The organism is Deinococcus deserti VCD115 (assembly GCF_000020685.1).
In the GTDB taxonomy this organism is placed as follows: domain Bacteria; phylum Deinococcota; class Deinococci; order Deinococcales; family Deinococcaceae; genus Deinococcus; species Deinococcus deserti.
Window position 1 is genome coordinate 1711932 of the sequence record NC_012526.1, and the last position, 24386, is coordinate 1736317.

Annotated in this window: 27 protein-coding genes; 9 read left to right on the plus strand and 18 right to left on the minus strand. The window is 64.6% G+C overall.

Annotation, left to right across the window (positions count from 1 at the left end):
- Nucleotides 1–161 precede the first annotated feature (161 nt).
- From DEIDE_RS08130 to DEIDE_RS08145, 4 genes are all read right to left on the minus strand, one after another.
- A complete protein-coding gene (locus DEIDE_RS08130) occupies nt 162–818 on the minus strand; it encodes an FAD-binding oxidoreductase (RefSeq protein WP_012693473.1) in 657 nt (218 codons plus the stop codon).
- A complete protein-coding gene (locus DEIDE_RS08135; protein WP_012693474.1) occupies nt 805–2268 on the minus strand; it encodes an FAD-binding oxidoreductase in 1464 nt (487 codons plus the stop codon). The genes DEIDE_RS08130 and DEIDE_RS08135 overlap by 14 nt, the downstream gene beginning before the upstream one ends.
- Nucleotides 2265–3542, minus strand: coding sequence for a glycolate oxidase subunit GlcF (gene glcF / locus DEIDE_RS08140; RefSeq protein ID WP_012693475.1), 1278 nt, complete (start codon nt 3540–3542; stop codon nt 2265–2267). The genes DEIDE_RS08135 and glcF overlap by 4 nt, the downstream gene beginning before the upstream one ends.
- Before the next feature lie 405 nt (nt 3543–3947).
- The gene (locus tag DEIDE_RS08145) at nt 3948–5120 is read right to left on the minus strand and encodes an MFS transporter (RefSeq protein ID WP_041227180.1); all 1173 of its coding nucleotides are present in this window, start codon (nt 5118–5120) and stop codon (nt 3948–3950) included.
- Between the two features lie 101 nt (nt 5121–5221).
- On the opposite strand from DEIDE_RS08145, the gene DEIDE_RS08150 reads away from it, so the two are divergent.
- Complete coding sequence (locus tag DEIDE_RS08150; RefSeq protein WP_012693477.1) at nt 5222–5725, plus strand: hypothetical protein; 504 nt, start codon at nt 5222–5224, stop codon at nt 5723–5725.
- 118 nt (nt 5726–5843) lie between these two features.
- Here the strand turns inward: DEIDE_RS08150 and DEIDE_RS08155 are convergent, their stop codons facing one another.
- From DEIDE_RS08155 to trpC, 7 genes are all read right to left on the minus strand, one after another.
- Nucleotides 5844–6362: an isoprenylcysteine carboxyl methyltransferase family protein gene (locus DEIDE_RS08155; protein ID WP_012693478.1), complete on the minus strand. Its 519-nt coding sequence runs from the start codon at nt 6360–6362 to the stop codon at nt 5844–5846.
- Nucleotides 6359–7303, minus strand: coding sequence for a methylmalonyl Co-A mutase-associated GTPase MeaB (meaB, locus tag DEIDE_RS08160; RefSeq protein WP_012693479.1), 945 nt, complete (start codon nt 7301–7303; stop codon nt 6359–6361). The genes DEIDE_RS08155 and meaB overlap by 4 nt, the downstream gene beginning before the upstream one ends.
- 99 nt (nt 7304–7402) lie before the next feature.
- Complete coding sequence (locus tag DEIDE_RS08165; RefSeq protein ID WP_012693480.1) at nt 7403–8116, minus strand: histidine phosphatase family protein; 714 nt, start codon at nt 8114–8116, stop codon at nt 7403–7405.
- Nucleotides 8113–9198 (minus strand): phosphoribosylformylglycinamidine cyclo-ligase, encoded by a 1086-nt coding sequence (gene purM, locus DEIDE_RS08170; RefSeq protein ID WP_012693481.1) that lies wholly within the window; start codon nt 9196–9198, stop codon nt 8113–8115. Before purM ends, DEIDE_RS08165 begins: the two co-directional genes overlap by 4 nt.
- 78 nt (nt 9199–9276) lie before the next feature.
- Nucleotides 9277–9969: a TVP38/TMEM64 family protein gene (locus tag DEIDE_RS08175; protein ID WP_012693482.1), complete on the minus strand. Its 693-nt coding sequence runs from the start codon at nt 9967–9969 to the stop codon at nt 9277–9279.
- A gap of 71 nt (nt 9970–10040) precedes the next feature.
- Entirely contained in the window at nt 10041–10832 is a 792-nt protein-coding gene (locus DEIDE_RS08180) for an MBL fold metallo-hydrolase (RefSeq protein ID WP_012693483.1), read from the minus strand.
- Entirely contained in the window at nt 10829–11635 is an 807-nt protein-coding gene (gene trpC, locus DEIDE_RS08185; RefSeq protein ID WP_012693484.1) for an indole-3-glycerol phosphate synthase TrpC, read from the minus strand. Before trpC ends, DEIDE_RS08180 begins: the two co-directional genes overlap by 4 nt.
- A gap of 79 nt (nt 11636–11714) precedes the next feature.
- Here trpC and hpt point away from each other — a divergent pair, with 79 nt between their 5' ends.
- From hpt to leuS, 3 genes are all read left to right on the plus strand, one after another.
- Nucleotides 11715–12242 (plus strand): hypoxanthine phosphoribosyltransferase, encoded by a 528-nt coding sequence (gene hpt / locus DEIDE_RS08190; RefSeq protein ID WP_012693485.1) that lies wholly within the window; start codon nt 11715–11717, stop codon nt 12240–12242.
- 2 nt (nt 12243–12244) lie between these two features.
- A complete protein-coding gene (locus DEIDE_RS08195) occupies nt 12245–12673 on the plus strand; it encodes a hypothetical protein (RefSeq protein ID WP_012693486.1) in 429 nt (142 codons plus the stop codon).
- Nucleotides 12674–12830: 157 nt separating this feature from the next.
- A complete protein-coding gene (gene leuS, locus DEIDE_RS08200; RefSeq protein WP_012693487.1) occupies nt 12831–15326 on the plus strand; it encodes a leucine--tRNA ligase in 2496 nt (831 codons plus the stop codon).
- A 75-nt stretch (nt 15327–15401) separates the two neighbouring features.
- Here leuS and DEIDE_RS19025 read toward each other — a convergent pair whose 3' ends face one another.
- A complete protein-coding gene (locus DEIDE_RS19025) occupies nt 15402–15590 on the minus strand; it encodes a hypothetical protein (RefSeq protein ID WP_012693488.1) in 189 nt (62 codons plus the stop codon).
- Between the two features lie 406 nt (nt 15591–15996).
- Here DEIDE_RS19025 and DEIDE_RS08210 point away from each other — a divergent pair, with 406 nt between their 5' ends.
- Together DEIDE_RS08210 and DEIDE_RS08215 are read left to right on the plus strand one after the other, a co-directional pair.
- A complete protein-coding gene (locus DEIDE_RS08210) occupies nt 15997–16827 on the plus strand; it encodes a CPBP family intramembrane glutamic endopeptidase (RefSeq protein ID WP_012693490.1) in 831 nt (276 codons plus the stop codon).
- A gap of 162 nt (nt 16828–16989) precedes the next feature.
- Entirely contained in the window at nt 16990–17640 is a 651-nt protein-coding gene (locus DEIDE_RS08215) for a hypothetical protein (RefSeq protein ID WP_041227181.1), read from the plus strand.
- A gap of 986 nt (nt 17641–18626) precedes the next feature.
- Here DEIDE_RS08215 and DEIDE_RS08220 read toward each other — a convergent pair.
- The 5 genes from DEIDE_RS08220 to DEIDE_RS19375 form a co-directional block, all read right to left on the minus strand.
- A complete protein-coding gene (locus DEIDE_RS08220) occupies nt 18627–18863 on the minus strand; it encodes a hypothetical protein (protein ID WP_041227182.1) in 237 nt (78 codons plus the stop codon).
- Nucleotides 18864–18946: 83 nt separating this feature from the next.
- On the minus strand, nt 18947–19231 hold the full coding sequence (locus tag DEIDE_RS08225) for a hypothetical protein (RefSeq protein ID WP_242402890.1): 285 nt from the start codon (nt 19229–19231) through the stop codon (nt 18947–18949).
- 1 nt (nt 19232) lies between these two features.
- Nucleotides 19233–19643 (minus strand): hypothetical protein, encoded by a 411-nt coding sequence (locus DEIDE_RS08230; RefSeq protein ID WP_012693493.1) that lies wholly within the window; start codon nt 19641–19643, stop codon nt 19233–19235.
- Nucleotides 19644–19685: 42 nt separating this feature from the next.
- A complete protein-coding gene (locus tag DEIDE_RS08235; protein ID WP_012694513.1) occupies nt 19686–19907 on the minus strand; it encodes a hypothetical protein in 222 nt (73 codons plus the stop codon).
- 2 nt (nt 19908–19909) lie between these two features.
- Nucleotides 19910–20080, minus strand: a complete 171-nt coding sequence (locus DEIDE_RS19375) for a hypothetical protein (protein ID WP_193589554.1) — start codon at nt 20078–20080, stop codon at nt 19910–19912.
- A gap of 90 nt (nt 20081–20170) precedes the next feature.
- On the opposite strand from DEIDE_RS19375, the gene DEIDE_RS08240 reads away from it, so the two are divergent.
- Nucleotides 20171–21160 carry a polyprenyl synthetase family protein gene (locus DEIDE_RS08240; protein WP_012693494.1) on the plus strand — a complete coding sequence of 330 codons (990 nt, stop codon included), beginning with the start codon at nt 20171–20173 and terminating at the stop codon, nt 21158–21160.
- A gap of 158 nt (nt 21161–21318) precedes the next feature.
- On the opposite strand, the gene DEIDE_RS08245 is transcribed toward DEIDE_RS08240, so the two are convergent.
- Nucleotides 21319–22107 carry an N-formylglutamate amidohydrolase gene (locus DEIDE_RS08245; protein WP_012693495.1) on the minus strand — a complete coding sequence of 263 codons (789 nt, stop codon included), beginning with the start codon at nt 22105–22107 and terminating at the stop codon, nt 21319–21321.
- Between the two features lie 71 nt (nt 22108–22178).
- Between DEIDE_RS08245 and recF the strand changes: the two genes are divergently transcribed.
- Nucleotides 22179–23270, plus strand: coding sequence for a DNA replication/repair protein RecF (gene recF / locus DEIDE_RS08250; protein WP_012693496.1), 1092 nt, complete (start codon nt 22179–22181; stop codon nt 23268–23270).
- A complete protein-coding gene (locus DEIDE_RS08255) occupies nt 23267–24142 on the plus strand; it encodes a DciA family protein (protein ID WP_012693497.1) in 876 nt (291 codons plus the stop codon). Before recF ends, DEIDE_RS08255 begins: the two co-directional genes overlap by 4 nt.
- Nucleotides 24143–24386: the final 244 nt, after the last annotated feature.

Sequence of the window (24386 nt, forward strand, 5' to 3'; positions counted from 1 at the left end):
TTCGGTCAAGCTCTGAAGGTGCCTTCAGCATCACCTGAGGCCCGCCAACTTCCCTGCGAGTGCAGGAACACCCATGCCCAGCCTTGGCGTGCCACGATTGACGTGCTAACGCGGGAGACTCAGAAGCGCCCACCGTTCTCCCCTGCGCGACGCCAACGAGTTCAGAGCGTAGAGGCCAGCCGCTCGAACAACGGGGGAACCGGTGGCCGGGCCGCCCCGTCCGACCAGGAAAAGCGCCGGTCCCGCACGGGTCCCTCCCCTACCCCCATGCCTCGCGGAAACCGGGAGGTCAGGTCAAGTGTCGCCGGCATCTCCCGCACTTCTGGGAGTGACGCCAGAGCACGCTCTACTTCGCGGGCGTGGCCAAAGTGCATCAGGTGGAGCTGACCGTCGAGTGTCCAGGCAAAGCGAGCTCCTGACTGAAGCCCTGCTTCCGGGGTTGCAGATGCCACCACCTGTCGGCCCACCCGGCCGGGGCGCAAGCGGAGTGTTACTTCCAGTGCATCACCCAGCAGGCCAAAACTGCCGACAAAAGGCCGGGTCAGGTCATACCCCTGGACGTTCTTTACGGTCCTGCCGCCCGCGTGCACTGTGCGGCCACTGGGCGCCTGAAAGGTGACCCCCAGAACCTCGGCTCCAAAGAAAAACGTCTGGGCGAAGCCGCCCCGGGCCACCAGTCCCCCGACGCCGCCGGGCAGTTCCACCGGCGGGAAGGGCGGATACAGCCCGGCAGGAAGGGCCGCGTAGACTTCCAGCAGCGGGGTATCACCACTGACGGTCACGGTCTGGTCTCCGGGAGACAGCTCAAGAACCGGCATGCGCGGGCTCCTGGGAAGAAACGGCCGGAAGAGGATCGGGCAGCAGCTTGCCGGGGTTCAGGGCACCAGCGGGGTCCAGGGCTGCTTTCACGTCCCGCAGGGCGCTCATGGTAACCGGGTCAACTGCGTCATTCATAAAGGCTCGTTTCATGGTGCCGATACCGTGCTCACCGCTCAGTACCCCGCCATAGCGGATAGCCACCAGGGCAATCCGGTGCGCCAGATCGTGCACGGCTTCCATGGATTCGCGCCGGGGATCGAAGAGGATGTTGGGGTGCAGGTTTCCGTCTCCGATGTGCCCGAACTGCACCAGATGAAATCCGCTGGCATCCCCTAGTGCCCGGATCTCGCGCACGACTTCCGGCAGGACACTGCGGGGCACCACGATGTCCTCGTTCATCCGCTGGGGGCGGATGCGGCCCAGGGCCGGCGACACGCTGCGCCGCGCCTGCCACAGGGCAGCGCTTTCGGCGTCGGTGGTGGCGCGGCGGACCTTTCCACCTGCCTCCACGCAGGCAGCTTCCACCAGGGCCAGTTCTTCCTGAACGGTTTCCAGGTCATCGCCGTCGGTGTCGACCAGCAGCACAGCTTCGGCGTCTCTCGGCAGGTCCAGGTGAAGAAAGTCCTCTACGGCGTTGGTGCAGGCGCGGTCCATAAATTCCAGCTTGCTGGGCACCGCGCCGGCAGCAATGGCCGCGCTGACGGCCTCGGCACATGCACCAACCTCTGCAAAGCTGGCCAGCAGGGTGCGGGTGTGTACCGGGGGCGGTGCCAGACGCAGGGTCGCGGAGGTAATCAGGCCCAGGGTGCCTTCGGACCCGATCAACAGGCCCGGCAGGTCATAGGCGTCCCGCTCGAGGGTATACACCTCGCCCTCCGCATCCACGAATTCCAGGCCGCGCACGTAATCACCCGTGACGCCGTACTTGAAACACAGCGGCCCCCCCGCATTTTCCCCCAGATTCCCCCCGATGGTGCTGGTGCGGAAGCTGGCCGGATCAGGCGGATAGATCAGTCCATGTGGACGTGCCGCCTCGGTGACCTTCAGGGTAATGACCCCGGACTGGGCCACCGCCTCCCGCCTCTCTGGGAAAATCTGCAGGCCGGTCATGCGGGTAAATGACACCACGACCGCTTCCTCCATGGGGGCCGCGCCCCCGCTGAGGCCGCTGGCCGCGCCCCGGCCCACGATGGGGAGCCCCGCACGCCGGGCGGCTTTCACCACAGCCACCACATCGGCCGTACTTTCCGGCAGGACCACGCAGACCGGCGTCACCCCGAACTGAATGGCGTCGTAGCGGTAGTTCAGGCGCTCAGAAAGGCTGGACAGGACCTTGCGCGGCCCCAGCAGGCGGGTTAGTTCGGCTCCCAGCGGGTGCGCCTCGTTGCCTTCCGACCGGGGACGTGAGCGGCTGAGTCCTGGCTTCAGGCCCTGTTTTTCCGGGCTCACAGTTCGCCCTTGTAGGCCAGATCAAGCAGTTCGACCGTGTGCATGACCGGCACCCGGCTGCCCTGCCGGCGCACGTGACTTTGAATCTGGGTGTGGCAACCGATGTTGCCGCTGACGACCAGATCCGGCTGGGTGCCCAGGATATGGCCAGCCTTGCGGGCTCCGAGCTGTGAAGCCAGTTCCGGCTGCTCCAGGTTGTAGGTTCCGGCTGAGCCGCAGCACAGGTCGCCTTCCGGAATTTCAATGACCTCTACGCCGGGAATGGAGCGCAGCAGCTGACGGGGCGCCATACGGACGCCCTGCGCGTGCGCCAGATGGCAGGCGTCGTGATAGGCGACCTTCAGCGGGCGCGAAGCAGGCATGGGCGCTGTCAGGTCACCGCTGCGCAGCAGGCCGTAGAGATACTCGCTGATGTCCTGCACCTTGGCAGAAAAGGCCCGGGCCTGCGCTTCGTCGGGCAGCCCATGCAGCACAGCCGGATACTCCTTGAGGCCGGCGCCGCAACCGGCGGCGTTGGACAAGATGGCGTCGTAGTCATCAGGGTTGAAGGCCTTCAGGTTGGCGCGGACCAGTTTGAGGGCCTCGTCCCGTGCGCCGGTGTGCAGCGCCGCAGCTCCGCAGCAGCCCTGGCCTTCCGGGATGACGACCTCGATTCCGTTGCGCGCCAGCACCCGCAGGGTCGCCGCGTTGAAATTGGGGGCCAGCGCCTGCTGTGCGCAGCCCACGAGAAACGCTACGCGGCCCCGGCGGGGTCCCTGTGCGGGCGTCAACGCTGGACTGGGCTGCATGGCCGGCACCGATTCAGGCAGCAGGTCAAGGGGCGCCCGAAGTGCTGCGGGCAGCATGGGCCCCAATGGTTTGGCGTACTGTCCCACGCGGGCGGCCACGCTGAACAGCTTGGGCGCCGGCAGGGCCTTGAGAATGGCGAAGCGTTTGGCCCGGTCCAGCGGAGAGCGCTGGCGCTGCGGCTCACTCCATCCCCGGAACGCGGTGATCAGTTCGCCGTACGGCACCCCACTGGGACAGGCGCTGACACAGCCCAGGCAACCCAGACAGCGGTCCAGGTGGGGTGCGGCGTCCTCCAGAGGAAGGGCTCTTTCAAGGACTTCCTTCATCAGGACAATGCGCCCGCGTGGGCTGTCCATCTCGTCACCAAGGAGCGTATACGTTGGGCAGGCAGGCAGACAAAAGCCGCAGTGCACGCAGGCGTCGACGCCATGCGCCATCACCTCGCCCTGGGGGCCGATCTGCAGCACCGGAATGTCGTGGTTCAAAGGCCGGACCTCATGCGCCCAGGATAGGCCGGGCAGCCGGGACCACAGGGTGTCTGAAACCTCACTGAACTAGGCGACAGTGAAATCCGCAGCCCGTGCGCTCGTAAGGCAGCTCAGGTTCTGGACAGATAGCCGCAGCGCAGACTCGGGCGGGTGAGCACCTTTCCCTGCCCCTGTCTGTCCTTGATCTGATTCCGGTGCCTTCAGGACACGCCGCGGCCGCTCCTGTGAGAGGGTCGCTGCAGCTGGCCCAGTATGCCGAAGCTCCGGTCTATCCGCGTGATCTGTGCTCCCACCCAGGCGGAAAACAGGCTCTGCCACTTGGCCTGATGGTGCTGCGGCTGCGCCGGGGTGATGCCGGTCCTTTCGGAGCGTCGGTTGCACCTACAGGCCTGACAGACCGCGTTACTCGAACTCAGCTCGCTTGGGCTCTGGAAGCCGGTAGGCGATCATGGCGCTGGGAATGAGCAGCGCCAGGCTGGCCATAGCTGCAGCCTGTGGGGTCGTCACGTCAGCCAGGGCACCCACCAGAAACACCAGTAATCCGGCAAAGCCCCAGGAAAAGCCCATCATGATGCTGCTGGCCACCGCGACGTGGCCCGGTGCATACTCCTGCGCGGTTACCACACCAACCGGAATGCTGGCGTTCACGGCTGCGCCGACCAGGAAGGTCAGAGGGTAGAACCACCAGTTCGCCGGGCTGCTCAGAATAAGCGCAGCGAAAAAAGGAATGGTGGTCAGGATGGCGGCCCGCAGCACGGGTGTCCGGCCGTAACGGTCGCTGTACCGGCCGCCAAGAATGCCTCCAAGGGCGCTGGCCACCGAGTACACAGCCAGCGTGATGCCCACCTCACGGGCGCCGAAACCCTTGGCCAGCAACATGAACGGCAGCATGGCGTTGTATCCCATGCTGGCCAGGGACCGCAGCACCGCCATGCCCCACAGCCAGACGATGGGCCCCCGGAAGATTCCTACGTACTCGCGCAGGCCAACCCGCCGGGACTGCTGGCGCCCGCTGGGCGTGACGGCAAAGGTCACTGCGGCAAGCACCGCCCCGATCAGCGCAAACCAGGGCAGGTGCGTCAGGCCAACTCCCGCGAACACTGGCCCCAGGGCCATGCCCCCGGTGCCCCCTGCACTGAACAGACTGGCCCATAAGCCCCGTTTGTCAGGTGGGCTGTGCTGCGCAACATAGGCCGCTCCTGCCGGGTGAAAGAATCCACTGCCAAACCCAGCAACCGCCACCAGCAGCACCAGAGCGCCGAACCACGGAACAAAGCCCATCATGGTCAGGCCCAGACCGGTCATCAGCGGGCCCAGTGCAGCCGCGTAGCGCCGGTCAATACGCTCCCCAAGAATGCCCAGGACAGGCTGCAGCACACTGCTGGTCAATGAGTACACACTGGACAGAAAAGTAACAGCCGCAATACTGACGCCATATTTGGCCTGCAAGGCAGGCGTCAGCGGAGTCAGCATGGCACTGTACGCGTCATTGATGAAGTGCCCGGCTGTTACCGCCACGGCAATGGCGGTGGCGTGCCGGGCTACGGGAACGGTAACGGCGCTGCGTGCCTGCATAGGCCCGTACGCTACGCTCTTCTGCCCGTTCATGCCAGCCTCACGCAGCAAGTGTGAGTCCGGATGCTAGTAGCGTGAGAAAATTCACGGTACACTGGACCATGTCAGCCGTCTTCCGCAATACCGTCCTGCAGGCGCTGCCCAGCGCTGAGCGTCTGCAACTGCAGTTGGCCTCTCTAGATTCCGCTGCGGTTCAGGACCTGGCGGATGATTTTGCTGCCTCATTGCCGGAATTTGACCTTCTGCTGGGGCTGCCGGGCACCGAAGCGCTCATGAATACCCTGGCCCGGTTACGAGGCGTGCCGGCCATGGTTATTCCCCTGCGTGCCCATCAAACGAAGGTGGCGCTGCCAGTCGAGGGTTCAGGCGCCGTTGCAGTCCTGGTCACTCATTTGCTTGACAGCGGAATTCCAGAGCTCCAGGGCCTGCTGTTCGCGGCACATCATGGGCTTGAGGTGCCAGTAGTGGCCGCCGCTGTCGAACGGTCAAGTGGACTGGGCCGGACCCGGCTGGAACTGCTGAACACCAAGGTGCGCTCGGCCATACCAGTCGCAGATACCCCACGGGGCCTGTGCGAGGAGCGCCGGACCCCCCACGTTGCCTGACCAGTGAAAAAATGATGGTGTTCTTCTGACCTGGTGCAGCGCCTGATCAGCACAGAATCCAGGACATAACGAGGCCGCCTGAGTAAGTTCAGGCGGCCTCCTGTCATGGTCCCAGTATTCAGGACTGCTGCCGGTAGGCCGCCAGGGCCCGCTCCTCGGCTGGAATCCGGATCAGAAGAAGCAGCGCAGCGTTCAGCACGGTGAAAGCCAGGGCCGTGCGCCACGCGCCCAGGGCCAGGGGCGCTGTGGCCAGTTCCAGGGCTACCACCGCGTAGTTGGGGTGCTTGACATACCGGAAGGGCCCGCTCGTAACGCGCTCGCCTCCGGGAACAATAAGAATGCGGGTATTCCAGTATCGCCCCAGACTGCGGATGACCCACAGGCGCAAAGGCTGCGCCAGGACGAACAGCAGCAGTGCCCACAGCCTGACGCGTCCCCCAGCAGCGCGGCCCTCCAGCAGCAGGGCCAGCATCCAGGCCGGGTGCAACACAAAAAACAGCGGATAGTGGTTCTGCCCGTACTCCTGCGCGCCGTGTTCGCGGGCCCAGCGCTCGTTGGCCCGGGCCACCCGCAGTTCCAGCAGGCGCTGCACGGCGATGGCTCCAGTCAGCCAGGGGGCAAAGGCCCGCGCCTTCATGCCTGCACAGTCAGCAGGGTATCAGCGGCAGCGTCGGCATCAAGTTCGCCGCGGGCCACCCGGGCATAAAGGTCATGTGCGGCGCTGCGGGCACGCTGCAGCAGCCGCTCCTGCACCAGAGAACGCACCTCGAATTCCGCGCGGCGTTCGCGGCGGGTCTGCAGGCCTTCTTCTCCAAGCCAGGCACGGTGCTTTTCGACAGCTGCAATGACTGTGTCTATGCCCTCGCCTTTAGAGGCGATGGTTTTGCGGATAGGCGACATCCAGGTGTGCTCGTCGTGAGCCCCCAGGCCCTGCGCGGCCATCAGCTCACGGACGGTGCGGTCCGCTCCCGGCAGGTCACTTTTATTCACGGCAATCACGTCTGCAATCTCCATGATGCCGGCCTTGAACGCCTGCACCCCGTCGCCTCCGGCCGGCGTGAGGACCAGCAGGGTATGGTCACACGCCGCGGCCACGTCCACCTCACTTTGCCCAACCCCGACGGTTTCCAGAATCACCCAGTCGAAGCCAGCGCCGTCCATGAGAGCCAGCACCTGCATGGTACGCGCCGAAAGCCCACCCAGGGCTCCCCGGCTGGCCAGAGACCTCACGAAGACACCGCTGTCGGCGTGGTGGCGCAGCATCCGGATACGGTCACCCAGAATCGCCCCGCCGCTGTAAGGGCTGCTGGGGTCCACGGCCAGGACGGCCACCCGCTGTCCGCGCGCCCGCAGCGCCGCAATCAGCGAGTCGGTCAGGGTGCTTTTGCCACTGCCGGGACTGCCGGTCACCCCCACCACCACCGCGCGGTGTGCGGCCCCGCTGGCCGACTTTTCACGCGCAGCACGCAGCAGCGGACGGGCAGCCTCCAGCCCTGCTTCGGCCAGGGTGATGGCCCGTGCCAGGGCACGAAGATCGCCGGAGCGGTAGCGCTCAAGCAGGGTGTCGGGCAGGCTCATGGCTGAGTCCCCCGGACAGGACAGGCGGAAAAAACGGTCATGGCGGTGTTTACCCTACAACCTGCCCGGCTCTGCGCACAGGGCCTGTGAGGAATCTGCTCAGGGAGACTGCCCCAGCACGTCGTCGGCCTCGGTGGCCTCCAGCAGATTTTCCAGGTGGGCATCGTCATTGAAACCCAGCAGCGTTCCACTGTCGGGCCCCAGCAGCACCCGCGTGATGCTGGAGTTCGTGACGCTCAGGCGCGACCAGGCATGTGCCGGAACGCCGCCCAGCGCCAGGCCCACAGCCACCCGGACCACGCCGCCATGCGTAAAGACCAGCACCCGCTGGCCAGGATGACGCTCGCGCAGGCGGTGGAAGGCCGCCCCACAGCGCTCGAATAGGTCTTCCATGCTCTCCCCGCCAGGGCGGCGGGTGGTCCAGGAATCCTGGGCCAGAGCCTCCAGGTACTCGGGATAGCGGGCGCGAATATCAGCAATGACCAGTCCAGCCAGTTCGCCCACGTTGATCTCACGCAGAGCGTAGTCCGGCTGGACCACTGGCGCCCCTGCCAGACGCTCGGCCACCGCATCGGCAGTCTGGGAGGCGCGGATCAGGTCACTGGTGTACACCGCATCGAAATGCAGGCCGGTCAGGCGCTCGGCGAGACTGGCGGCCTGAAGCACGCCCACATGGCTCAGCGGCACGTCCGTCTGCCCCTGGTAACGGCCGTCCATGTTCCAGGTGCTTTCCCCATGACGAACCACCCAGAATTCGGTAGCGACGCTCCGGTCGGGCGCGGTGAAGCCAAAGGGGGCAAGGCGTCTGGTCAAGTGGTGACTCCGTTTTCAGCGGCACTTTCCGAAAAGCTGACCCCCTGGCCGGCAATCATCTCGCCAATCACCCAGGGCTGCTCGCCGGCTGAGGCGAGGACCCGCAGCGCCTGCTCACGTTGCGCTGCCGGCACAATAAACAGGAAGCCCACGCCCATATTCAGGGCACGGAACGCTTCCAGACGTTCGACCTGCGCCTCACGCACGATCAGTTCAAACAGCGGCGGCACGCTCCAGGAGGAGGTGTCTACCCGCATGCCGATGCCAGCTGGAAACACCCGCGGCGGATTGTCCACCAGGCCGCCACCTGTGATGTGCGCCATCCCCCGGATGTCCACCCCGGCCGATTCCAGCGCCGCGTGTGCCTGGAGGTAGCTGCGGTGCGGCACTGGGAGAACTTCGGCCAGGGACTGACCACCCAGATCACTTCTGGCCTCGTCCCAGTCGAGGCCGTCCAGGGCCATGCGGGCCAGCGAGAACCCGTTGGTATGCAGCCCTGAGCTGGGCAGCGCAATCACACTGTCGCCGACCTCAATGCGCTGACCGTCCACGAGTCGGGGCCGGTCCACGACGCCGACAATGGTCCCCACAATATCCAGTTCACCCTCGACATACACGCCGGGCATCTCGGCGGTCTCTCCGCCCAGCAGAGCCACGCCCAGAGCTTCACAGGCCTGGGCGGCGCCGGTCACGACCTCGGCCACGGCCTCGGGCTTGAGGCGTCCCATGGCCACATAATCGAGGAAGAACAGCGGCCGGGCGCCCTGCACCAGAATGTCGTTGACGCAGTGGTTGACGATGTCGGCGCCCAGGCCGCCGTAGCGCCCAACCCGCACGGCCACCTTGGTCTTGGTTCCCACGCCGTCTGTGCTGGCCACCAGCACCGGGTCGGTCAGGGTGCCGAATGCAGCGCGGAACAGACCGCCGAAACCGCCGATGCCCCCCAGTACTTCGGGGCCGTGCGTGCGGGCTACGGCCCCTTTCATAAGTTCAACGGCGCGGTGTCCGGCGTCGATACTGACCCCCGCGCGTTCGTAGGCAGACGCCCCCTGGGGTGCTGCGTCGGTGTTGCTGTCCTTCATGCTCCTCCCGGAAGAAGCGCCCGCAGATGGGGCGCTTTGATAGGACCCAGTTTACCCGACTCGGCCGGGAAGAGCACTTCAGGGCGCTGCTGCCCGCTGCGCCAGCCACCAGCGCCCTCCAGCCACCAGCGCTACCAGCACCGAGAGGCCCCCCAGGCCCCACAGCAGCCGCTCCCCCGAGCCGGACAGCCATACCACCAGCAGTGTGACCGGCACCGCGCCTGCCGCCGTGGCCAGCATGAACGGACGGAACGGCATCTGCGCGGCGCCAGCCACCAGGTTCATGGCGTCGGCGCTCAGAATCGGCATCAGGCGGACCATCAGGATGCCCTGCACCCCGTAGCGCTCTGCAAAATCGTAAGCCTTGCGCCGCGCGGTCTCTCCGACCAGTACCCGCACCAGCGAGTTGCCCACGGAGCGGCCCAGCCAGTAGCCGGCTACCGCTCCCAGCAACGTGCCGGCGTAAACGATGAAAAACCCTTCCACTGGTCCGTAGGCGCGCGCTGTTACCGCGGTCATGACCAGCGCCGGCAGCACCGGCAGCACCGCTTGCAGCACAAAGCCGGCAATCAGGGCCAGCGGGCCGGCCCACCCCAGGTCCTCGACGAAGGCCTGCGTCACGGCCGGGTCGGTGGAAGTCAGAGCGGCATAGCCCTGGATCAGAAAATCACGCACGTCCGGGATCAGGCCCAGTCCCAGCAATACAGCCGGGACACCAGCCAGGATCAGCCAGCGCAGGTAGCGGGGCGGAGAGGTACGGACGAGGGTCACCTGCGCAGTTTAGACAAAGGCAGTGAGAACAGACGTCCTTCCAAGGGAGGAGCCTGGGCAGAGCGCACCCCTCACTCCAGGGTGACACTCAGGCCGTCATAAGCCAGGGACCAGCCTTCAGGCAGGACCACGGCGCGTGCGTCTACACCGTGAGACAGGTGAGTCAGCACCACCCGGCCAGCGGCACGCGCCCAGGGAAGTTCCAGCGCTTCCTGGATGTCGTACACGCTGCGTCCGCTGCGCGGCGAGCCCGATTCATCTGCAAAGGACGTTCCAAGAACAAGCAGGTCCAGGTCCTGCAGCCACACGCCCGCGATCTCAGAAGGCACGTCAATAGCGTCAGTCATGATCACGGCTGCCCAGCCAGGACGCTCCAGGCGGAAGGCATGACTCTGGCCGTTGGCACCGTGAGGCACCTGAAAAGCCCGTAGGCTCAGGCCAGCCAGCATGACACCGTCTTCCGGCAGGACTCGTACCGGGGCGGAAGCCCGAAAGGCATAGGCAAAGCGGGCCTGAATATCGGGGAGGGTCGTCTGCGGCGCATACACCTGCAGGGACCCGCGGGCGTAGTGCACGTAGTCCAGCAGATCTCCCAAGCCGAGCAGGTGGTCATTGTGCGCGTGACTGATCAGCGCCGCGTCCGGCACAACCGGCTCAGGAAGGCGTGCAAGCTGGGCGTGAAGGTCTGCGCTGGCGTCGAACAACACAGTCTGACCTGCCGCACGCAGAAGCAGCCCCGTGCGGGTGCGGCGGTTGCAGCCGCCGGCACGGGCCTCGGTACAGACTGCGCAGCCACACCAGAAGCGCGGCACGCCTTTGCTGTCGGCCGTGCCCAGAAAGGTCAGGGTGGGCGCGGAACTCACTCGCGCAGCAGGTCCCGGGTGGCCTGAGCCAGATCTGCGCTGCCTGCCAGACTGCTGCCGACCAGCACCGCGTCGGCCAGGCCACGGACCTGAGCAAGGTCAGCAGGCGTCCGGTATCCGCTTTCGGCCACCAGAACGCCGCCGAAGCCGGCCTCGCGCGCGCGGCGGATCAGCCGCGGGCTGACGTCCAGATCAATGTGCAGCGTGGTCAGGTCGCGGTTGTTGACCCCGATGATGCGTGCGCCGCTCTCCAGGGCCAGGTCCAGTTCCGAGTCGCTGTGGACCTCCACCAGGGCGTCCAGACCCAGGTGATGGGCCATTTCCAGGTAAGCCGCGGTTGCCTCTCCCAGAACACTGACCATCAGCAGCGCGGCCGAGGCGCCCCAGTCCGCCGCTTCCCGCAGCATGGCAGGATGAATCACGAAGTCCTTGCGCAGGGCAGGCAGGTCCACCGCCCCTACCACGGCCCGCAGAAAGTCGGGGTGGCCGTCGAAATGCCGCGGTTCGGTCAGCACACTCAGGGCTGCGGCGCCGCCCTGCCGGTAGGCCTGCGCAGCGTCCACCGGATCAAGCGGCGCAATGGCTCCCTGGCTGGGGCTTGCCCGCTTGATCTCAGCAATCAGACTCAGGCCCGGGCTCTGCAGCGCCGCCTCGAAGCGCCGCGCTGCCGGGCGAACCGGACCAAGCGCCGGGTCTGCGCCGTCATAATCCGCGGCGCGCTCGGACACGATGCGCCCCAGCACGCCTGGAACGGCGCTCAGGTTCAGGGGCGGCAGGCTGGGCTCAGGCGGCGGGCGGGTCATGGCGGCGAGTATACGGGCCTCGTTTGCCCCTTGGCCGGGTTCATCTGGCCCGGGGCAGGCGTGTTAGCCTGATCAGGTTATGAGTATCGCCCCCGGTAATGGCCCCGTGCAGATCACGCAGGAGCAGCTTCAGGCCCGCATTCAGGAGCTCGCGTCCAGGATCCGTCAGGATTACGCCGGGCGTGAACCTCACCTGATCTGCGTACTCAACGGTGCATTCATGTTTCACGCTGACCTTGTGCGTGCCCTGAACCTGCCCTGCACCATCGACTTCCTGCAGGCCAGCAGCTATGGCAACGCCAAACAGAGCAGCGGCGAGGTCAAGATCGTCAAGGACCTGCAGTTTCCGATCAGCGACCGTCACGTCATTCTGGTCGAGGACATCGTGGACACCGGCATCACCATGAACTACCTGCTGCACTATCTCGAAGGGCGTGGCCCCACCAGCCTGAAGATTGCTGCGCTGCTCAGCAAACCAAGCCGCCGCAAGGTGGAAATCCCGGTGGAGTACCTCGGCTTTACCATCCCTGACGCTTTTGTATACGGCTACGGGCTGGACCGGGCCCAGTTCGACCGCAACCTGCCGTTTATCACCAGCCAGGAGTAAGCGTGAGATTTCAGCGCGCCGCAGTGCTTTCCCTGCTGGTGCTGGGGCTGCTGACAGCTGGCATGAGTTTCTGGCTGGCCCGCGAGGCCAGATGGAAGCAGCCGCTGTACTGCATGCAGGTCCAAGGCCAGGTGTGGGGCACCGTGCCCGTGCCTGCTGGTGCGACCCCTGCCTGTCCGGAGTCGCAGACGGTCCGCGAAGAGGTCCGCCGGGGCGAGAGCCGGCTTGAACAGTACGAATTGCGTGGCTGGCAGCCTGCGCCAGTGCTGGACGCACTGGTGGCCGGGGGGTTTTCAGTGGTCAGCCGGATCCCGGACGACGGTATTCAGGAAGCCGCGGTCCTGGCGCGCGGCAAGGAACGTCTGACGTATGTGGCCGACCGCATGGGCGAAGACACGCTGGTCAGTATCACGACGCGCGGTGGCCGCTAGGGCACACTGCTGCAAGGCCGGGGCTCATCCGGTACACTGTGAGCCATGATCCGCTCTGCGCTTACCATCCGGGGACGCCTCGACTAGCTTCACAGCTTGTTCGACCGTCCCCGGCTGCGTAAGCCGGGGCCTTTTTTTGCCAAGGAGCTCACACACCATGACCCAGACCAACGAGCAGACCACACCTATCCAGATCAACGAACCCCGGGCCGAGCGCTACAACCCGCACGCTATCGAGCAGAAATGGCAGGACCACTGGGAAAAGAGCGGCATCTACACCTTCGATGAGCATGGGCCCGGCGAGAAACATTACGCGCTGACCATGTTCCCTTACCCCAGTGGAAACCTGCACATCGGCCACTGGTATGCCAACGTGGCCCCCGACGCCCGTGCCCGCTGGATGCGCATGCGGGGATACAACGTGCTGTTCCCCATGGGTTTCGACGCCTTTGGCCTGCCCGCCGAGAACGCCGCGATCAAGAACAATCTGGACCCCGCCAAGTGGACCTACAGCAACATCGAGCACATGACCGGGCAGTTCCGGCGCATGGGCACCATGATTGACTGGAGCCGCAAATTCGCCACCTGTGATCCGGAGTACTACCGCTGGAACCAGTGGTTTTTCACTGAGTTCTTCAGGCGCGGCCTGGCTTACAAGAAAGACGGCCTGGTGAACTGGTGCCCGAAAGATCAGACGGTGCTGGCCAACGAACAGGTCGTGAACGGCCACTGTGAGCGGTGCGGCACCGCTGTCGAGCGGCGCAACCTGAGCCAGTGGTACCTGAAGATCACCGACTACGCCGACGAGCTGCTGGACTTTGGCAGCGCAGACATGCCCGAGCGCGTGCGCCTGATGCAGACCAACTGGATCGGCAAATCGGTGGGTGCGGAAGTGACCTTCGAAACTCCAGCCGGCCCCGAGACGGTCTTTACCACCCGCCCTGACACGCTGATGGGCGCCACCTTCCTGGTGCTGGCGCCGGAACACGCCAAGGTCACAACCCTGACCACCGACGAGCAGCGCAGCGAGGTGGAAGCCTACGTCGAGGCAGCCGGTCGCAAGACTGACGTGGAGCGTCAGCAGGACAGCGGAGACAAGACGGGCGTGTTCACCGGCTCTTTTGCCACGCACCCGATCACCGGGCACCAGTTGCCGATCTGGGTGGCGGATTACGTGCTGGTGACCTACGGCACGGGTTCCATCATGGCCGTGCCCGCCCACGACGAGCGTGACTTCGCCTTCGCCCGGAAATTCGGGCTGGAAATCCGCGAGGTGATCCGTGCAGAGGGTGCAGAAGCCATGGACCCGCAGACTGCGGAAACGAGCTACAGCGGTGAAGGACTGATCGTCAACTCCGGTGAGTTCGACGGCATGCCCGGCGGCAAGGCCAGCATCGCCACAGTGGTGGAGAAGCTGGAAGCGCGCGGTGTGGCCAGGGCCAGGACCACCTACCGCCTGCGCGACTGGCTGGTGTCACGCCAGCGTTACTGGGGCACGCCAATTCCTATCGTGTACTGCGCCGAGCACGGAGCGCAGCCGGTCCCGGCAGAAGAACTGCCCGTCCGCCTGCCCGAAAGCGTGGAGTTCACCCCCACCGGCCAGAGCCCGCTGAAACTGAACCGTGACTGGGTGCAGACTACCTGCCCGGTCTGCGGCGGACCCGCAGAGCGTGACACCGACACTATGGACACCTTTGTGGACAGCAGCTGGTACATGTACCGCTACCTGTCTCCCCACTCAGAGGGGCATCCTTTCGACCCGGCGCACGCACACCTGCTGCCCGTGGACCTGTATACCGGTGGCATCGAGCACGCGATCCTGCACCTGCTGTACAGCCGCTTCTGGACCAAGGTGATGCGTGACATGGGCCTGACTACGCAGAGTGAGCCCTTCGCCCGCCTGCGCAACCAGGGCATGATCCTGGGCGAGGACAACGAGAAGATGAGCAAGTCACGCGGCAACGTCGTGGACCCGGACGATCTGGTGCGCGAGTACGGCGCCGACACGGTCCGCACGTTCCTGATGTTCATTGCCCCGTGGGAACTGGGCGGGCCATGGGACTCCCAGGGCATCAACGGCCCGGCGAAGTGGCTGTCGCGCGTATGGAACCTGTACTTCGAGGACAAAACCACTGGTCCTGAAGAAAACATCACCGAAGCCGACCTGCGTCATGCGGTGCACAGCGCTCTGGCCAAGGTCAACGGTGACTTCGAGCGAATGAGCTTCAACACCATCATTGCCACCCTGATGGAGTTGACCAACATCCTGGTCAAGGCCAAGCGCAGCCCCGTGGCCTCCACTGCTGCATGGGACGAGGCGCTGGGCATCTTCAACCTGATGCTGGCGCCCATCGCGCCTCACATCGCCGAAGAGATCTGGGCCGGGCGCAACCAGGAAGGCAGTGTCCACACCCACGTCTGGCCTGCTGTGGACGAGGCAGCCGCCGTGCGCGACACCGTCACCATCGGCGTGCAGGTCAGCGGCAAAGTACGCGGAGAAGTCAGCATTTCCAAGACGGCCACCCAGGATCAGGCGCTGGAAGCTGCCAGGACGAATGCTGATGTGGCGCGCTTCATCGAGGGCAAGCAGGTTGTCAAGGAGATCTACGTGCCTGGGCGCATTATCAATATCGTCGTGAAAGACGCAAAATAAATCTCTGCTTCAACTAGAAAAATCCCCGCTCTGGTATCAGCCAGAGCGGGGCGCTTCGTCTGAGTTGTTCGGTACTTACCGGTCCTTCAGCTCAACAGACAGCACGTCATGGAAGCTGGGCGCAAGTTCCTCCACAACCTCACCGCGCTCCTGCCCAATCGGCGACGAGTCGGCCGGCTGGTCCAGTGCCATAGCCGCGTAGCCCCAGGCCACAGCGGCTTTGCCTGCTGCCGCTTCCATGCCATCCACCCGGGGCAAGACCATGAATCATCCCAGCACGGGAATTTTGTGGTCATACTTTTTGACGGCAGTGAGCCCCAGCATTCGGCGTAGGCAGCTTTCTTCTGGCCAGTGGCTTCAGGAGAATTTGCCCGCCGTTCGGCGGGCTGAGGTAGTCTGCCGTGAGAGGTCCAGGCTGGACCCCAAAATGGGGCAGGCTCACGCTGCTGTTTGGGGACCCGGGAGACGAGCGGCACTGCTCGTTCCCGGAACAGAACAGTCACACGAATCAGGCAGAACCTTTCAAGGAAGACACTGGTGTCCAGGGCCAGGATCAGGGTGCGCGCGTCATGGAACACCGACACCTCCGTAAACGCCGCCCAGCAATATTCGTACGCGCAGATGGACGCGCTCAGCAGCCTGCAGCAAGAGGTGCGATGATGGGCTCATCATGAGCGCAGATACCCCGGCCGACGCTCCGGCAGCGCTCCCCTGCTTCCTCGCCGCTGCGCTCGTGTGCGGGTCGGCCATCGCGCTCTACGGCTTTCAGGAGCAGCTCGTCGGTGGCTCCCTCCTGGGAGCCGGGCTTCTCGTTGCTGCCCTTCTCGGCCCCAGCGCCTGGCCCCTGCTGCGACACCTCGCGCTCATCGGAGCGTCGCTGATTGTGATCGGCCTCGTGCCGCTCAAGGCCGAGCTCAGCAACGAGGCGATCCTGCGCTTCGCGGTGGTGCTGAGCCTCGCGGTGCTCATCCCCCTCGTGGTCTCGCGCCATGTCCTGCTCGAGGACGTCATCCGCTTCCCCGTGGGCAACACGCGGTGGACGCGATTCGAGTGGTCGTATCTCGCCGTGGTGGTCACCCTCGGTTACCTCGTGCTGCCCGTGTACTTCATCAGCAGCGGCGCATACCAGAATTGGCCGACGGTCACCGAGCCCGACGAGATCATCCGGCTGTTCGTCGGCGTCAATGCCGTAGGCCTGTGGGACGAGGTGTTCTTCATCTGCACCGTGTTCGCGCTGCTGCGCCAGCACTTCTCGTTCTGGCAGGCGAACGCGTTGCAAGCGACAGTGTTCGTGTCGTTCCTCTGGGAGCTGGGTTACCAGGCGTGGGGCCCGTTTCTCACCATCCCCTTCGCGCTGCTGCAAGGCTACATCTTCTACCGAACGAAGTCGTTTCTGTACGTCCTGGTCGTGCATCTCTCCTTCGACATCATGATCTGGATGATCCTGATTCACGCGCACACGCCACAGTGGTTCGACATCTTCGTCACGTCGCCTCGGTGACGATATGGCTGCGACACGAGCGGTCATCTCGGAGCGCAGATCTCCTGCCACTCTCGGAGACACGGCTCGTGCGGCGTTCGAGGGGTTGTTGCGAGGACACGTCAATGGAGCCGCTCGTGTTGGTCTTCCTCTCGCTGTGGCCAGGGCAGCCTCTTTGCCTCCATGCGCCAGGAGGTCGTTCACCTCGCCCTCTTTGTCGGCCATACGCGCTGCTCGGCATGTGGGGGGACGTTGCGCGTCTTCAGCAACAAAAACGTCAAGAAGAGCGGCGCAGTGACTGAGTACGCGTATTACCGGCGCCGGGGGGCCCGTGCCAGCACGACCCACTTCGTCCGGCAGGGCGGCACGCTGTGGACTCTGCGCAGAATGCGCTCCATTACCGTGATTGATCCGGTGGGCTGGGTGATGTTCTGCAAGCCCATGGCTTCCCCTGCATTCCTCCAGGCGGCTATGGCCCGGACCGCGCCGAATCGTCCGGATCACTCGCCGCGCATCCAAGAACTCAGGGGGATGATGGCGCAGCTGGTGCAGCGGTCGGTCACGCATAACCTGCCGGATGACGTCATGATGACCGCGCTGGAGCCGATGAGGCAGGAGCTGGAGATGCCGGAGCGTGACATGCGGCTGAACCTGACGCTGGCTGACGCCATGCGGAGTTACCTGCCAGGACTGACGAGCCTGGAGGAACGCAGGGTAGCCTTGGACACCTCGAAGGCGCGGTTGCTGATCAGGCTAGAGGGGGCGAATCACTGTTCAGAGCGGTTGATTTTTCTTGTGCCGACTTTAACGATATTCAATATCGTAGTTCGCTAAAGGGACGTTACTCGAAACAGGAAAAGCCCCTCCCTGGCTACCACCCAGGCGGGGTTCTTAGCTGAACATCACCACAAAAATGCCTGTTAAGGCTGCTGGCAGTGAGACGGGATTTATATGTATTTTCCTACTGGTAATCATGTTCGAAAACAAAAAAAGGGTGTCGCTGTCCGGTAAACGGCACCTGCTCACGTTTCGGACAGCCAACATAAAAACGCCCCACCCGCGAGCCACAGGGGCCAGGAGGTGGGGCTTCCCACGGAGCCGCTCCTCTCGGAAGGCTTACCTGAATCTTACGAACCAGAAAATGTGTTCTCTGGCTCCTTATCGCCAGTTTCTTGGACTGCACTTCATGAAATCTGCGGCCACTTCTTTCCCCACATCCTCACGACTCCATATTCAATAGGCGTGGCTGATCACTAGGTATACCTATGGAGAGCTGCCGGAAGAGAACCCTCCCAGATGATGTCTCGGCGTCTTTGCCTGAGTTTGCTGGTACTTCATTTCCCGGAGAAGTACATCACGGCTGCGACTTCATCTCATCACCCGCTTTCCTGTTATACCGATGATGTATACCGATCTAGGATGGGCTCCATCCGTAATTTCTACGGTAACTGGATCGGAAGGTGTCGTCGGGAGCAGACACAGTCAGGGAGCCAGTGTCCCACGTGGCGCCCGAGCCGTTGTCGACTTTGATACACGTAACAGAGGGCTTAAGGACCACACTCCTAATCATGATGCCACACTGGTGCACAGCTACCGTCTTTGTGCCGGAATTTTTATCATGGCGTTTCCTCTTGCTCTCTATCCATCGATTGTGCTTAAGACACGAAGCTATGAACTTACTGACCCAGTCCTACGGAAAAACAGACGAGTCTCAGGGTCTACCAGATCAGCAGCGCCTGGCTCGCCCGCCCTGAAGCAACCGAACTTAAAAAGCCCCCGCCTCGGCACTCGGCCTGGCGGGGGCGTCACATTGAATTGGTTCAGGGATAGAGGTCATACCCGCTTTCATCCAGGAGGCGCTCCAGGTGCTTTTTTGCCGCCTGAATTTCCGGCATGGTGGAGGCCTCGAAATACACCTTGATGGGACGGCCCGGGCGCGAGCGCGCCAGGTCCCATGTCACCCCTGAGATGTCTTCTTCCTCCCGGAGTTTGACCAATGCCGCTTTAACTACCTTCTCCGGGACGCCCGCATGGATTGCCATATCGTCTTTAAACACAGCTCAACGTACCAGGAATTTTTGAGAGTGCTGGATGGAAGAATCACCAAAGCCCTAAAGCACCAGCCGTGCAGCACGTTTCTCTATCCTCTGGAGGCAGGATTTCCAGATTCCCACTGCGCCAGAGCTGCCGAACCGCCGGGTGTCAGCTCGTAGGCAACAGCCGTGCGGCCTGCACCAGCCGAACGCGACACATACCTCAAACGCTCCAGATCCTTCAGCAGCGTCACGCTGAGCCGCCGCCCTCCCAGGGTGTAAAAGGCGCCGCGTTCAGTGCGGGTATGCATGATGAGCGCTGCGCCGTCACGCAACGCACCCAGCACCCGTGCCTGCGGGCCAGTAAGTCCGGCCGTCATCGGCTCCGTCACCTCAAGAGCGTGTGAGTACCAGGTCCGCCTCGACCCCCAGGCTGGTGGCATTCACGACCGTGCAGCGGCCCTCGAACAACGTGCGATTGGTGAACGTACCTTTACAGTCGATGTCAAGAGTGCGGCCTGTGGCCCGCAGAACCCCAGTATTGAGGTTACCACTCACACTCAGCAATTCGTTGCTGAGCCGCACCACATTCAGGTCCCCCACCAGCTGGCCAGGAGCAGGATCAAGGCGCTCATTGAAATTGGCGTTGACGACGAACGCCCCGGCAACCGGATGAGACAGCCGGCCGGTCCAGGTGCCGCTGGCGTCTGCAACAGCGGGAGGAGCAGAAGTCTTGCCCAGAATGGTGGCCGGAGCACAGGCAGTCAGGGCAAGCGCAAGGACAAGCAGCGGAGTGGCGTTCATGCCTCACTCTAGGCAGGACCTCTATGAGAAGGCATGAGGAGCTCAGGAGCTCTTAGACGTAACGGTCAGGAAGCCGTGCGGTCCACTGCGCTCTATACCCATTTCAGCCTCGATGGCCAGGACAATTCGGTTAACGCGGTTGGCCGTTTCTCCCAGTTCCCGTGCGAGGCTGCGGGCAGTCCAGGTTCCGGGCTCGGCCTGAAGCCGGAGCAGAACCCTGACGGCCAGACGTTCCAGACTGACACCCGTGCTGCTGCTCGGCATAACTAGCGGGTCGCCTCGAGCACCAGTTCGGCCCACTCCTTTCCAGTAAAATCCTCCGTGCGTGCACGGGGTTTTTCCAGCAGCAGTTCCCGCATCCGCCGCGCCTGCTCGATCGTCGCCCCGCCCATATGCTGGGCCAGTTCATTCAGATCCATGTGGTCATCTATGCGCATGGGCTCAGGGTGACAGACCAGCTTGAGCCATGGATGCCTGGGGCTTGAGAAAACATGGAGCTGGAGCCCGGGCCGCTACACTGGCCCCTGATGCGTCCCGATCTGCTTTCGCGTGTGCTGTCGCTGCTTCCGGACGGTGGCACACGGCCCGAACTGCGCCAGTTTTCCGAGATGCTGCGCGACTACCCCCAGCGCGGCGGCAAAGGTATTCGCAGCGAACTGCTGCTGGCCTCAGCCCAGGCACACGGCGTTGCGCACGATACCGACGCCTGGGATCAGGCGCAGTGGCTGGCTGCGGGCCTGGAGCTGTTTCAGAACTGGGTTCTGATTCACGACGACATCCAGGACGACAGCGAGGAACGCCGCGGTCAGCCGGCGCTGCACCGTCTGTACGGCGTGCCGCTGGCGATCAACGTGGGCGACGCGCTGCACGCCTACATGTGGGCTGCGGTCCACCGCGCAGGAGTGCCAGGTGCGATGGAAGAGTTCCTGACCATGATCCACCGGACTGCTGAAGGCCAGCACCTGGATCTGAGCTGGGTCGAACACCGCGAATGGAAGCTGCGGGAGGCCGACTACCTGGAAATGGTGCAGCTCAAGACCGCCCATTACACCGTGATTGTGCCGCTGCGCCTGGGAGCCCTGGCTGCCGGCGTGCAGCCCGCCAGTGCCTTTACGAACGCTGGTCTGGCGCTGGGAAGCGCCTTTCAGATTCGTGATGATGTCCTGAATCTGCTGGGCGATCCGCTCAAGTACGGCAAGGAAATCGGCGGCGACCTGCTGGAAGGCAAGAGGACGCTGATCGTGCTGCGCTGGCTTGCCCAGGCTCCAGCAGAGCAGCGCGAGGTGTTTCTGGACCAGATGCGCCGGGACCGCGCCGCCAAGGACCCGGCCGTGATCGCGCAGATTCATCGGTGGCTGCTGGACAGCGGCTGCGTGACCGCTGCCCAGGACTACGCAGCTGCCCGGGCCGAGGAGGGCCTGTCCCTGCTGAGCTCGGCTCTGTCAGGGGCGCCGGGTCAGGCTGCTGTGCAGCAGATCCTCGGCGCCATGCGTGCACTGGCCACGCGGGATGCCTGAAGGGGTCTGTACTGAAGATGATCAGGGTCGGCAGTATGTCACGCGCCATCTCATCTCACGGCGTGCTTCTCCCCTGCCTGCGGCGCGGCTGAGTCCGTCTTCAAGCTCTGCTGAAAGCTTCAATAACTTGCTCCTCGGGCCACGGCGCCATCTGAGCTTCAGATCAGGGCCAGAGCCGCGTCCGCAAACCGGGAAAAGGCGGCATTTAATGCACGCAGCGCATGATCCTGCGGCTGTTCATCCTTCAGGAACAGCCCGGCGTTGATCTCGATACCGAAGGCCGGTACGCCGCTGTGGCGCTGGTGGGTCAGGCTGAGGGTATCGGTAGACCACGGCTCGCCGATGGTCACCCGGGGGTCAGGGCTGCCCGCAACAGCGTCTGAAAACGCCTCCTGACAGGCCCGGCGCAGCGGTTCCCACAGTTCAGTAGGAAAGGTAGGCGCTGCCGGCGTGCCTGGCATCAGGCACAGCGCCGGGCGTGGCGTGCCGGTATCGGGGCCCAGGGCCGGGCCGTACGGCGCCATGCTGTGACCAACAATCATCAGGCGGGTGCCGGGCAGTTCTGAACGGACCTGGGCGTCAAACGGGTCCCAGATCCGCCTGAGGCGGGCCTCGCGCGCCGCTGGGTCAAACTCGAACCCGGCGGGATACAGCGGCTCGCGGTCAAAACCAGTTCGCTTTAACACTCCGTTGTCGCTTTCGTCAGAGCGGTCACGGTTGAGGTCAGCCGCAAAGCGGCTCCAGGAGGCCTGCAGGTGACGGGCTCCAGGCACGTGATAGATCAGCTCCGTGTAGGCGTCCCCGTCCAGAAACACCGCTCGCAGCAGCGCCTCGCGCCGGGGCGTATCGAACATCTCCTCGCCCAGCATGTCGCGCAGCACGTCAGCTGGCAGGGCACCCGAGGGGTGGGGGGTCAGTACGAGCAGGGCGTCGCGGGCTTGGGTCATGGGCCTCAGGATAGGCGGGGTCCGGGGCGAGCGGAGCGCCGGCACAAACATACGGGGATGCGGCGCCTAGAATGCGAGGCGTGCAACTGGAGTCGCTGTCCACCCTCAATTACCGGAATCTCGCGCCCTGTACGCTGAGCTTCCCGGCTGGGGTGACTGGTGTCTTCGGCGAGAACGGCGCCGGCAAGACCAACCTGCTGGAAGCAGCCTACCTGGCCCTGACCGGCCTGACCGATGTGACCCGCCTGGAGCAGCTGGTGCAGTCCGGCGAGGGCGAAGCCTACGTGCGCGCCGATCTGGAATCCGGTGGGAGCCTCAGCATTCAGGAAGTCGGCCTGGGACGCGGGCGCCGGCAGCTCAAGGTAGATGGCGTGCGGGTGCGTGCCGGGGACCTGCCACGGGGCAGTGCCGTGTGGATCCGGCCCGAGGACAGCGAACTGGTCTTCGGCTCCCCTTCGGGCCGGCGGAACTTTCTGGACGCCCTGCTGTCGCGCCTGAGTGCCCGCTACGCCCAGCAGCTGGCCCGTTATGACCGCACCGTGTCGCAGCGTAACGCGGCGCTGCGCAGCGGCGAGGAATGGGCCATGCATGTCTGGGACGACGCGCTGGTCAAGCTGGGCAGCGACATCATGCTGTTCCGGCGCCGGGCCCTGACCCGCCTGTCGGAGCTGGCCGCCGAGGCCAACGAGGCGCTGGGCAGCCGCAAACCGCTCGTGCTGGGTCTGTCCGAATCCACCACCCCCGAAACCTATGCGCATGACCTGCGCAGCCGGCGCGCAGAAGAACTGGCCCGCGGCTCCACCGCCACGGGGCCGCACCGTGACGACCTGACCATGACCCTGGGAGACTTCCCGGCGACCGAATACGCCAGCCGTGGGGAAGGGCGCACCATTGCCCTGGCTCTGCGCCGGGCCGAACTGGAGCTGCTGGCCGAGCGCTTCGGTGAGAAGCCCGTGCTGCTGATCGACGACTTCAGCGCGGAGCTCGACCCCACCCGCCGCGCCTTTCTGCTGGACCTGGCGGCCAGCGTGCCGCAGGCCATCGTGACCGGCACCGAGCAGGCGCCCGGCGCTGCCCTGACGCTCCGTGCCCATGCGGGCCGCTTCACACCGGAACCTGAACCCGTCTCGGCCCAGGTCGCGGTAGACGAGGTGGGCGCATGAGCAGCCACAAACCGCGCGGCCGGCGCATGGGCGGTCCCCGTGGTCTCGGTGAACTGATGGGCGCCACCCTGGGCAGCGCCAAACTGGCGCGCGGCGTCCAGAAGGCGCAGGCGATTCTGGCGTGGCCACAGGCGGTAGGGCCCCAGGTGGCGCGGATCACGCGACCGCGCACCCAGCAGGGGCGGGTCCTGTTCGTAGAGGTACGCGACAGCGCCACAGCCCACCACCTGACCATGCAGCGACACCACTTTCTCAAGGCGCTGAATGCACTGTTGCCCGACGCGCCCATTGAGGAAATCCGCTTCAGCGTGGGGACAATCCGCGCACCACTGGACGCCCCCCGAGCTGCGCCGCTGCCCGCGCCTGACCGCCGCCGGGCCAGGGAGATGGCGCAGGCGGTCACTGATCCGGAGCTGCAGTCCGTGGCCCTGCGCGCAGCCGAAGCGGTCACCCGGGCCCGGCGCTGGCGTGAGGAACAGGGCTGGCGGCCCTGCCCGGTGTGCGGTGAACCCAGCAGCGAGCAGCCCTGCCGGGCCTGCACCCTGACTCTGCAGGACCCCAATGTGAAGCGCGCAGCGCGCGCCCTGCTGCGGGCCCCGGAACAGCTCAATGAACTGCCGGCGGTGCTGGGCGACAGCGGCACCAATGCAGCGCGGTATGTCGCCCTGGGCCTCCTGACCGAACAGATGGAGCTGCTGGCGCTGGAATGTGTGCGCAGCGGCCAGGAGACCGGATACCGGGAGTTTCTGGCACAGCAGGCGGCCTCGTTCCTGGCCCTGACATTCCGCAAACCTCGGCTGGCGGTTGGCCGCGCAGATCGTGCCGCCCTCCCAGACAGGGTGCGCCAGGTCCTCAACGCAGGTCGCGATTAATTCCTTGTATGTGCGGCTTTGCCCCGTCTTGGAGCGGTCTGGGCCAAAAGATCCAAGCCCTTCACCGCCTCGTGAATCGGGCTGCAGTTCTGCTGCTCAGACGGCGCTCAGTTTCCACTGTTCCTTCAGCTGAGGGGCTCGTCATCCCATCAGTTCAAGTGCTCGTCAGGGCCAGGACATGCAACCAAGCCTCTGTCCGGCACAGGAAAACAGACCTCTCCATAATCCCAGAAAATCCCGGAAC